General features: G+C 60.5%; 11 protein-coding genes and 1 pseudogene. 4 read left to right on the top strand and 8 right to left on the bottom strand.

Annotated features, from left to right (window positions below; all coding sequences use genetic code 11):
* Window positions 1-306: 306 nt before the first annotated feature.
* A pseudogene (locus tag PMI23_RS25830) lies at window positions 307-507 on the top strand (hypothetical protein); the annotation flags it as partial.
* 26 nt (window positions 508-533) lie between these two features.
* Here the strand turns inward: PMI23_RS25830 and PMI23_RS25835 are convergent.
* From PMI23_RS25835 to cpaB, 8 genes are read right to left on the bottom strand one after another with little or no spacing between them, the layout of a single operon-like run.
* On the bottom strand, window positions 534-806 hold the full coding sequence (locus tag PMI23_RS25835; RefSeq protein ID WP_007914635.1) for a DUF3613 domain-containing protein: 273 nt from the start codon (window positions 804-806) through the stop codon (window positions 534-536).
* 10 nt (window positions 807-816) lie between these two features.
* Window positions 817-1,539 (bottom strand): tetratricopeptide repeat protein, encoded by a 723-nt coding sequence (locus tag PMI23_RS25840; RefSeq protein ID WP_007914636.1) that lies wholly within the window; start codon window positions 1,537-1,539, stop codon window positions 817-819.
* A 22-nt stretch (window positions 1,540-1,561) separates the two neighbouring features.
* Window positions 1,562-2,446 carry a type II secretion system F family protein gene (locus tag PMI23_RS25845; RefSeq protein ID WP_007914637.1) on the bottom strand — a complete coding sequence of 295 codons (885 nt, stop codon included), beginning with the start codon at window positions 2,444-2,446 and terminating at the stop codon, window positions 1,562-1,564.
* A 1-nt stretch (window position 2,447) separates the two neighbouring features.
* Window positions 2,448-3,332, bottom strand: coding sequence for a type II secretion system F family protein (locus tag PMI23_RS25850; RefSeq protein WP_007914640.1), 885 nt, complete (start codon window positions 3,330-3,332; stop codon window positions 2,448-2,450).
* 18 nt (window positions 3,333-3,350) lie between these two features.
* Entirely contained in the window at window positions 3,351-4,619 is a 1,269-nt protein-coding gene (locus PMI23_RS25855; RefSeq protein WP_007914641.1) for a CpaF family protein, read from the bottom strand.
* A complete protein-coding gene (locus PMI23_RS25860) occupies window positions 4,616-5,806 on the bottom strand; it encodes an AAA family ATPase (RefSeq protein ID WP_007914643.1) in 1,191 nt (396 codons plus the stop codon). The genes PMI23_RS25855 and PMI23_RS25860 overlap by 4 nt, the downstream gene beginning before the upstream one ends.
* Window positions 5,803-7,020: a type II and III secretion system protein family protein gene (locus PMI23_RS25865; protein WP_007914644.1), complete on the bottom strand. Its 1,218-nt coding sequence runs from the start codon at window positions 7,018-7,020 to the stop codon at window positions 5,803-5,805. The genes PMI23_RS25860 and PMI23_RS25865 overlap by 4 nt, the downstream gene beginning before the upstream one ends.
* Before the next feature lie 20 nt (window positions 7,021-7,040).
* Window positions 7,041-7,982 (bottom strand): Flp pilus assembly protein CpaB, encoded by a 942-nt coding sequence (gene cpaB / locus PMI23_RS25870; protein WP_007914647.1) that lies wholly within the window; start codon window positions 7,980-7,982, stop codon window positions 7,041-7,043.
* 340 nt (window positions 7,983-8,322) lie between these two features.
* Here cpaB and PMI23_RS25875 point away from each other — a divergent pair, with 340 nt between their 5' ends.
* The 3 genes from PMI23_RS25875 to PMI23_RS25885 all read left to right on the top strand — a co-directional run bounded on the left by PMI23_RS25875 (window position 8,323) and on the right by PMI23_RS25885 (window position 9,236).
* The gene (locus PMI23_RS25875; protein ID WP_042705039.1) at window positions 8,323-8,523 is read left to right on the top strand and encodes a Flp family type IVb pilin; all 201 of its coding nucleotides are present in this window, start codon (window positions 8,323-8,325) and stop codon (window positions 8,521-8,523) included.
* 18 nt (window positions 8,524-8,541) lie between these two features.
* Window positions 8,542-8,754 (top strand): Flp family type IVb pilin, encoded by a 213-nt coding sequence (locus PMI23_RS25880; RefSeq protein ID WP_007914651.1) that lies wholly within the window; start codon window positions 8,542-8,544, stop codon window positions 8,752-8,754.
* Window positions 8,755-8,825: 71 nt separating this feature from the next.
* Window positions 8,826-9,236: a response regulator gene (locus PMI23_RS25885; protein WP_007914653.1), complete on the top strand. Its 411-nt coding sequence runs from the start codon at window positions 8,826-8,828 to the stop codon at window positions 9,234-9,236.
* Window positions 9,237-9,338: the final 102 nt, after the last annotated feature.

Here is a 9,338-nt window from a genome sequence, read left to right on the forward strand (position 1 = left end):
GATAACCGGAACCTTCCCACACGGTTTTCAGGTTGTCCGTCGGACGTGCGCTCTTTAGTCTCTGGCTGTCGCTGAACACTCAGCGATCGGGTGTGAGAACCCGGCAATTTATGGTCATCAAGTCTTTGTGCACGCATAATCGCCGCCAGCTTGTCTGCTGTCTGCAATGTGTCATGGCGGCTGTGTGCGGGCAGACTTCGGTCTGGCCGGGTGTCCATAACCGGTATTCTCACCCCGCATACAGCTGCCACCTTTTGCCCCGTGAGAATGGCAGTGGGTGGCGGCAAAGACTTTGGAGTTGTTTCAATGGACAAACTGATCCCCGACCCACCCCACGAACCCACCACCCCGCTCGAAGATGCCATCCGCGCCGACGACCTCGTCAAGAACCGCGAAGCCATCAAACGCGCTCTCGATTTCTACCTCTGCCCCGAATCTGCAAAACCCCGCCAGCCCAGCACGATGTTTCTCATCCATCCGAAAATCGATACCGAAAGCCTGCTCGCGAAAGTGCTCGCAAGGTCACCCCATCACTAATTCTTGCTCTCGATCTTCCCGCCCGCATCCGGATCATAAAAATCCGGAATCTCGTATTTGTACTTCTTCAGCCACCGCTGCATCGCCAGATCCCGTTCGGTCGCGGTCGCCGTTTGTGGCTTGGGCGAGGCGGCTTTGTTGCGGCTTTGCAGGACCAGCCAGCCTTCGGTCTCTTGTTGTTGCGCCGAGGCGGGGCCGGCGTCGATGGCGGCGGCGCTGAGGGGCAGGCTGAGCAGGGTCAGGTAGCAGAGACCTTTTAAGGGATGCATGGCTGTCTCCTTACTTGAGCGATGACGGTAACGGGTCAGCGACGGCGGCCACTTGATTGCTGGTGGCCGGTTTGGCCTTGACCGGGGCTTTGAGTTTTTCTGCGCGTTGCTGGGCTTCGGTGAATTGTTCCGGGGTCAGTTTCGCGCGGCTGATGATTTCGGCAGCTTGTGGCCAGTCGTTCTGGTACAGCAACAGGGTGACCATGTTCAGGGTCGCCAGTTGGTTGTTCTGCTTGAGTTCGATCGCGGTGAGGAATTCGAAACGGGCGTCGTTCAGGCGCAGTTGGTTGAGATAGACAACGCCCAGGTCGTTGCGGATTTTTTCGTCGGTGGGCGCCAGGCGCGCGGCGCGTTGCAGGTGGGCCTGGGCCTGGCCGTTGTCGCCACGGGCGGCGTAGAGTTGGCCGAGGCCGTGTTCGGCTTCGGCGGTCAGGCAGCCGCCGAGCAGGCCGCGGTACAGCGGCTCGGCTTCGCTGCGGCCGAGCAAGCGATAGACCTTGGCTTTGCGCAGGCGCACTTCGCTGATGTTGTCCGGCAGGCTTTGCAGGTTGGCCAGGCTGGCGTGCAGTTTGCCGTCGTTGGCCAGGTCGTCCGCGAGGTTCAGGGCCAGCTCCTGCTCCTGGGTCATTTTGCTGCAACTGCTCGGTGACAGCAGCGCCGTCCACGGTGCCTGGCCGTCGGTGGCGCAACCGCCGAGCAGCAACAGACTTGCCATGACTATCAGTACTTTCATCAAACGCTCTCCATGAGCAAGGTCAGTTTGCAAACGCGCGGGCAATGGCGGTGAAGCCCGGGCCGGCGAGGACGATCAGCAGTGCCGGAAACAAAAACAGCATCATCACTACAGACATCTTCGCCGACATTTTCGAGATGTATTCCTGCAGGCGTGTCAGGCGGCGGTCATCCAGCAGTTGCTTGAGCGCCAGCAGCGACTTCATCGCGCCGCCACCCTGTTGAATCAGTTGCTGGAGGATCACGCAGGTGTCGCTGAATTCATCTACGGCGAGCATCACCGCCGCTTTGTTCAACTCCTGGCCAAGTTCCAGGCCGCTGTCGACACGGGCCAGAATCAGGCGCAGTTCGCTGGTCAGTTCCGGCAGCAGTTTTTGCGCTTCAATGCTGAGTACCCGCAGGGCTTGTTCGACGGCCATGCCGGATTCGAAAAGGATGCGCAGCAGCGGAATGAACGTCGACACCTCCACGGCAATGGTTTTCTGCCGCCGCGTCGCTGCGTAAGCCAGCAGACGTTTGGGCAGCAGATAGCCGCCGCCGGTAGCGAGCATCGGCACGATCCAGCGGTTGCTGGCCTGAGGGAAAAAAACTTCTTGCAGAAAGATCGCCAGGCCCAGTGTCAGCAACGGCGTGCCGATCTGGCAGGCCGCGAACAGCGCTCGCTCGTTGGCGCGGCGCCAGCCGATACGGTTGAGCAGGGTCTGGGTTTCGCTGTCGATGCTCACCGAGCGTTGCCCGAACTTACTGCTGCCCAATGCGCGCAACCAGCTGCCGAAGCGGTTCTCGCGCACCAGTTGTCCTTGCAGGCGCTGGTTGACCTGGCGCACTCGACGGCGCTCCACCAGCAGGTGATTGATCACCAGCATCAAGGCGCCAAGCAGCAACATCAGAGCCGCGAGCCAGACCATGTCAAACGCTCCGCAACATGCGCCACAGCGCCAGGCTTCCGAACACTTGCAACACGGCGGCGCTGATCAGCATGTGCTGCCCGCTCGCGTCGTTCCACATCCCGAGCATGTAGCCGGGGTTGGTCAGCATGAAGTAACTCACCAGCAGCAACGGCAACGAGCCGAGCACCCACGCGGTCATGCGTGTTTCGCCGGTAAGGGCGCGCAGTTGCCGCGCGCCCTGATCGCGTTCGCGGATCAGTTTGATCAGGTTCTCCAGCAGTTCGCTGGCATTGCCGCCGTAGCGATGATTGACCTTCAGTCCGAGGGCAAACATGCGCAGTTCGTCCTGTTCATAGAGTTCGGCAAAGTCGCTGACGGCATCCGGCAAGTTCACGCCTAATTGCACGTTGCGCTGGACCCGGCCCATGGCTTTTTTCAGCGGATCTTCACTGGCTTCGATGCCGCCCATGACCGCGTCACTCAGGGTGCGCCCGGACTTCAGGCTACGCACGGTGTGATCAAGCAACTGTGGCAGTTGCTCGATCATCCGTTTGACCCGGCGCTGGTAGAGCACGGCGATGTACAGCCGTAACGCCAGGGGCGGAATGAAGATCATCAGCAGCAGGCCGATCCAGTCGGCGAGAAAATAACCCAGTGCCATCGCCAGCGCCCACAGACTCAGCCACAGGCCGAAACGCTCGGTCGGGCGGCCCAGCCCTGCGCGCAGAAACATCCGTTCCAGGCCAACCCACACCGGTTTTTCGGCAGCCAGTTGCGGTTGCCCGGCGGCCAGTCGATTGAGGACTTTTTCCGTTGCGGTCTTGCGCAGCCCCTGCAAAAACAGGCGAATCGACAGCCCCAGCAGCGTCAGGCAGATAACGATGAGAATGATCGGTCCCAGCATGCTCGGTGCTCCTTGCCGTCAGCCCAGATGAGCCTCGTGGCGCAGCTTGTCGCCGGCCGGATTGACGGCTTCGCGCAGGAAGCCGAAACCGCTGCGGCGGTCGAGGCGGAACAGGGTGTTGGTGACGTAGACGTCCTCGCGAATGCCGACCACTTCCACGACCTCGCTGACGCAGCGGCGCCCGTCAGGCATGCGCGTCAACTGGATGATCACGTCGAGGGCGGCGCAGATCATCTGGCGCAGGGTGCGTTCGGCGATGGAGCGGCCGGTCAGGCCGACTAGCGTTTCCAGACGCAGCAAGGCATCCTGGGCATTGTTGGCGTGTACGGTGCTCATCGAGCCGTCGTGACCGGTGTTCATCGCGGTGAGGACGTCGACCACTTCGACGCCACGAATCTCGCCGAGGATGATTCGGTCAGGGCGCATCCGCAGGGCGTTGCGAATCAGGTCGCTGGCCTTCACTTCACCGTGGCCTTCGGCATTCGGCGGACGGGTCTCCAGGCGCACCACGTGCGGGTGGCCGAGTTGCAATTCGGCGACGTCTTCGATGGTCACCAGACGTTCGTGCGGGTTGATCAACTGGCTGAGAATATTCAGCAGCGTGGTTTTGCCGGTGCCCGTGCCGCCACTGATCAGGATGTTGCAGCGCTTGCCGACGGCATTCTGGAAAAACTCGAAGATCGACAGGTCGATGGTTTGCATGGCCATCAGGTCGCTGCTCTTGAGCATGTCCTTGCGAAATTTACGGATCGACAGGCATGGTCCATCGAGGGCTATCGGCGGAATGATCGCGTTGACCCGACTGCCATCCGGCAGGCGCGCATCGACCATCGGCGAAGATTCGTCGAGGCGCCGACCGAGTGGCGCGAGGATGCGCTGCATCACGCGTTCGACGTGATGCGCATCGATAAACCGCAGGTCACTCTGGTGCAGCACACCGTCGCGTTCGATGAACACCCGGTGCGGGCCGTTGACCAGAATCTCGGTCACCGACTGATCGCGCAGCAACACTTCCAGCGGGCCGAAACCGGTTAACTCGTCGACGATCTCTTCGGCCAGCCGTTCCATTTCGTAGCGGGAAATCGCCAGGTGCAAACGCGCGATGTACTCGGCGACTTTGTCGGTGACGAACTGTGCGAGTTGCTGACGAGAACCTTCCAGCAGATTTTTGCCGGACTCTTCGAGGGCGTCGATGATGTAGCGATGCAGAACCAGTTTCAGGCCTTCGTGATCGCTGTTGCCGACGCCACTGCGGGGCGCCGCGCCGAAAAGTTTTTCTGCGCTCATGAGGTGCCTCGCAAGCGGTCGAACCAGGTCACTTTAGGCTTGGCCAGGCCCTCGGAACGTTTCGCTAACCTTTCACCGAGGGCGCGCAGGCTCTGGGTGAGTTTTTCCCGTGGGGCCAGTTCGAACAGACTGACGCCCTGGTTTTTCGCGTTCAGGCGCACTTCCGGGGTGAGGGCCAGCGTGGCGATCACTTCCAGGTTGAAGGTTTTGCCGAGGGTTTCCGAATTAGGCGCAACGTTGCTCAGGTAGCGGTCGATCAGCAGGCGTCCGTGGTCGAGCTTCATGCCTTTTTCCCGCCACAGATTGAGCACGGCGAGGTTGCGCCGGCAGTTGAGCACGTTCTGATCGGTGTACCAGAGCAACTTGTCGCAGTGGCTGACAAAGGTGCGCAAGGCTTCGCTGTCGGTCTGCCCGGTGAGGTTCACGACGATGTGCTGGAAGTGCTGGCGCAAGGCGCTGAGCAACATGTACAGCTCGGCGGCGCTGGTGTTTTCCAGCGGTTCATCGTTGCTGGCGTAGGCGAGAATGCGCAAGCCGGCCTCGGCGCTGGTGAAGGCACTGTCGATCAGCGTGGCGTCGAGCCTGCGCAGGTGGCGCAAGGCATCGCCGAAGTGAAACGAGCTCTCCAGCCCGAGCAGGGCGAGGCTGTCACCGCGCGGCAACCCGAGGTCGAGCAACAAGGTTTGCTGACCGCTCTTTTGCACCACCAAGGCCATATGGTTGGCCAGCAGTGCGCCGTCGGAACTGCTCTGCACGCCATACATGACCGTGAGGCCACCCAACTGCGTGTTCGGTGCCACGGGCGGCAGGCGTTTGCTCAAGCGCCGCACCAGCCCGGCGACTTCACTGGAGCGCGAACCGTAGGCGACAAAATCCCGGGCGCCGGCGCGCATGGCATTGAGCACCAACTGATTGTCCATGCCGTCGCCAAGGGCCACGATTGCCAGCATCGGTTTGGCTTCCAGCGCGCCTTCGATCAATGCGCTCTGGGCGACCACGTGTTCGCGATCCAGGCCGACGAACACCAGGCTGGCAAAGGTCACGTCCACCAGTGCCAGCAATTCGTCGAGACTGCCGCCACCGGCGCTGACCACCTGACCGAGCGGCGCGAGCGCGCCTTGCAGCCACTCCAGATCGGTGCTGTTGCGGGTGATGGCGAGAAAGGTCTGGCTCAGATTCTGGCTCATTGGGATAACCCGCTGCGCTTGTCGAAGTTGCCGTTTTCAAGAAAAAACATGCGATAGAAATTCGGGTCGTAATTGCGCAGTTTTTCCCCGGGTAATGATGGCAGCTGGGCGTCGGCGGCCAATGGCTGCACCAGGTGCGGGGTGACGATCATCAGCAGTTCGCGCTCTTCGCGCTTGATCTGCGAGCCTTTGAAAAATACACCGAGCACCGGGATGTCGCCGAGGCCGGGAAACTTGTTCACCTGCGAGCTGTTGGTGGTGCTGATCAAGCCGCTGATGACGAAGCTTTCGCCATCGCCCAGTGACACGCTGGTGTCGGTGCGGCGGATGGTCAGGGCGGGCACGGTGGTGCCGGCGATTTGTACGGCATTGCTGAAGTCCAGTTCGCTGACTTCCGGAGCGACCTTCAACGCGATGCGATCACGGCCGATGATGGTCGGCGTCAGAGTCAGGCGGATGCCGAATTCCTTGTATTCGATCGACACGCTGTCGCTGCCGGAACTGGGCACCGGAATCGGTATTTCACCGCCGGCCAGAAAGCTTGCGCTCTGACCGTTCAGCGCGACCAGACTCGGCCGTGCGAGGGTGTAGGCGAAGCCGCTGGTTTCCAGGGCATTGATGATCGCCATGGTCTTGCCGCCGATCCACGAAAAGTTGAACAGTGAGTTGTCCACCGGCAGACGTGGCTGCGGCACGCCATCAATGGGGGGCAGGGTGCCGGGCGAGCCGAACAGAAAGTTGCCGCGCGTGCCGATCAGCGAGGCGGTGGCTTCCTTGAGTTTGGTGCGGCTGACTTCGACGAAACGGATGTCGGTCTGCACTTGCGACGGCAGGCTCGGATCATCCGACGGCAGGCTGCTGCTCAACGCAGCGGTGGCGGCGCCCTGCACGAACACCATGCTCTGGCGCGGCTCGCTTGAGCACGACGTCCAGACCATCAGGCTGGTGGCGCCGGGCGCCACACCGGTGAGCAGAAAGGACGAGCTGCCGTTGGCGTGTACGTCGGCGATTTTCGGATCGCCAATCGCCAGACGGGTGATCGCTACCGGGGACTGCACGTCCTGTTGAAACCCTTCGCCGATTTCGATCACCGGCGGCATGCGCCCCAGTGCCGAACAGTTGCTGACCGCCGCGAACGCAGCGTCCATCGACAGACCCATCAGTAGCAGGGCGCGCAGCATGGTTTTGAATGTCGGCCTGAAACGACTCTGCATGCCCTTGGATCCTTGCGCAGTCATGGGTTTTGTTGGGTGATCTGATTGCCGCGAATGATTTCCACCGCCGGCCGTGCAGCGCCAGCGGAGCCGCCGCTGGAGGGGGCTTTCGGTGCCGCGCCCATGGCCAGTTGGGTGAACTGGAAGAGTTGTCGGTTAGCCGTGTCGACATGGGCCGCGGACTGATTTTCGCCGGCCCAGTACTTGGCCAGGCGTTGTTCTTCACTGCTGCGTACGGCCAGGCGCAAGGTGCCGGCTTGTGTGGCGAGCATCAGGCGACTGAGCAGTTGTTCCGGCACTGCCAGCACTACGGTGCGCGCGGCGATGCGGCGTTGATCCTGTTTGAGTTTTTCATCGGCGCTCAGGGCCGGCGATGCCGGTTGGCCGTCGTTGGTCAGGCCGTACTGATCACCCACCCCAAGCACGCGCATGGCCGGTAGAACGATCTGCGCCGATTGTTCGAGGTTGCTGGAATCCTGGCGCAGGTAGAGCAAGACATCGACGTAATCGCCGGGGATCAGTTGTCCAGCCGCGCCGATCACTTCGTCGACCGCCACGGTCAATGCGCGCTCATCGCGGTGAATCATGCGTGCCAGTGAGCCGCCGGCGCTGAAGCTTTCATCATTCAGCCAGGTGCCGGCGCTGAGGTGCCGCCAAGGTGTACGGCCGATGGCCTGATCGACATTGCTCAAGCTGCCGGCCGGGGCACTGCGCAGTTTTTCCACCGTGACATCGGCGGCCGTCAGTGCGGTGAACGGCGGCACATCGTGCAGCAACACCACTACCGGTTGGCGGGTCTGGTCTTCGGCGATCGCGACAGTTTTTTCAACGGTGACAGTTGGGGCGACGGGGGCGGCGGCGACGGGCGCTGGTTGACGACTGAGTACCAGTCCCCAGTAACCGACAAAAATGGCTCCCAATAACAGGATGGCTGCAAGGCCCATGGTGACGCGACTGTTCATGACGGCTCTCCCTTTCCTGCTGCACTACCCACCGCACTTGCTAACGAGAGAAGTTCCCAATCCGGCAGCTATGAACATGCAACTATTTCGCTATTTCCACGCTAGCTGATCCAAGCCAAAACGCCATTACTGACAGGAAAATAACTCACGAAAGTATGAGTCTTGGCCAATTAACAGCAGCAATCGGCAACTTCGCGATGTGATTAATCCTTTGTGATTAATCCGTTCTTACAGTTGTTGGGCGGGGGTTTGTTGACAATGCTCAAATGGCACGGTGGGTCTTGGCCGCTGCAGCGTGACATTGGCGCCAAAGGCGCAAAGGAGTAGTCGTATGTGTCGGATGATCCTCGATTATTTGATGGCCAGAGTCCGTTTGCTGGTCAAAAACGAAGAAGCCGCGTCGGCGATCGAATATGCGATCGTGGTGGCGATGGTTGCGGTAGTCGTTGTGGCTTTTGTCACTCCGCTGGGTAACCGGGTGTTGGCTTACTTCAATAACATTCTGACCGGGCTGGGTGGCACAGCGGTAACCAGGCCCTGACTGGCGAGGAGAATTGCGATGCTCTTTGATTATTTGAAAGTGCGTGTCCGCGGCTTCTTTGCCAGTACTGAAGCAGCGTCGGCAATCGAGTATGCGATTGTCGTGGCGATGGTGGCGGTGGTGGTCATCGTGTTCGTCACCCCCGTTGGCGCCCGGGTACTGGTGATGTTCAACAATTTGCTGGTGGCACTGGGCGGCACTGCCGTGACGGCCCCCGCACCGCCGTCCTGAGCTGAACGAAGCTGATGCCTGGTTGATGCCGCGCTACACTCGGGTTCACTTTCAGTTTTCAGGGATTGCCCATGAATGCTCCTTCGCTGCCGCGCCAACAGTTGCTTCTGGTTGACGATGAAGAGGACGCGTTGCTGGAGTTGGCAGAGTTGCTGGAGGGTGAAGGGTTTACTTGCCATACGGCGACGTCGGTGAAGCTGGCGTTGCATCATCTGACTCGCCATCCCGATATCGCGCTGGTGATTACTGATTTGCGTATGCCGGAGGAGTCCGGGATGTCGTTGATCAAGCGGTTGCGTGAGCATACTTCTCGGCAGCATTTGCCGGTGATTGTGATGTCGGGGCATGCGGATATGGAAGACGTCAGTGATCTGTTGCGGTTGCAGGTGGTGGATCTGTTTCGCAAGCCGATTTATTACGTCAGGTTGTTGGAAACGCTGGATAATTTGTTTCCCAAGCCTTCGAGGAATGTGGCTGGGTGATTGGGGGGCCTATCCGTTGCTGCGGGTGTGGCTGATTAGGGTTCCGCCCTTACGGCGGGTCACTTTTTCCAGACGCCGAAAAAGTAACCAAAAAGGCTTGCT

The sequence above is a fragment of the Pseudomonas sp. GM24 genome (assembly GCF_000282235.1).
Lineage (GTDB): Bacteria > Pseudomonadota > Gammaproteobacteria > Pseudomonadales > Pseudomonadaceae > Aquipseudomonas.

Bases quoted from the DNA above. Each gene is read 5' to 3' on its own strand.
- PMI23_RS25850 (WP_007914640.1), bottom strand. From the start codon at position 3,332: ATGCTGGGACCGATCATTCTCATCGTTATCTGCCTGACGCTGCTGGGG.
- PMI23_RS25840 (WP_007914636.1), bottom strand. From the start codon at position 1,539: ATGAAAGTACTGATAGTCATGGCAAGTCTGTTGCTGCTCGGCGGTTGC.
- PMI23_RS25880 (WP_007914651.1), top strand. From the start codon at position 8,542: ATGCTCTTTGATTATTTGAAAGTGCGTGTCCGCGGCTTCTTTGCCAGT.
- PMI23_RS25835 (WP_007914635.1), bottom strand. From the start codon at position 806: ATGCATCCCTTAAAAGGTCTCTGCTACCTGACCCTGCTCAGCCTGCCC.
- PMI23_RS25845 (WP_007914637.1), bottom strand. From the start codon at position 2,446: ATGGTCTGGCTCGCGGCTCTGATGTTGCTGCTTGGCGCCTTGATGCTG.
- PMI23_RS25865 (WP_007914644.1), bottom strand. From the start codon at position 7,020: ATGCAGAGTCGTTTCAGGCCGACATTCAAAACCATGCTGCGCGCCCTG.
- PMI23_RS25875 (WP_042705039.1), top strand. From the start codon at position 8,323: ATGATCCTCGATTATTTGATGGCCAGAGTCCGTTTGCTGGTCAAAAAC.
- PMI23_RS25860 (WP_007914643.1), bottom strand. From the start codon at position 5,806: ATGAGCCAGAATCTGAGCCAGACCTTTCTCGCCATCACCCGCAACAGC.
- PMI23_RS25885 (WP_007914653.1), top strand. From the start codon at position 8,826: ATGAATGCTCCTTCGCTGCCGCGCCAACAGTTGCTTCTGGTTGACGAT.
- PMI23_RS25855 (WP_007914641.1), bottom strand. From the start codon at position 4,619: ATGAGCGCAGAAAAACTTTTCGGCGCGGCGCCCCGCAGTGGCGTCGGC.
- cpaB (WP_007914647.1), bottom strand. From the start codon at position 7,982: ATGAACAGTCGCGTCACCATGGGCCTTGCAGCCATCCTGTTATTGGGA.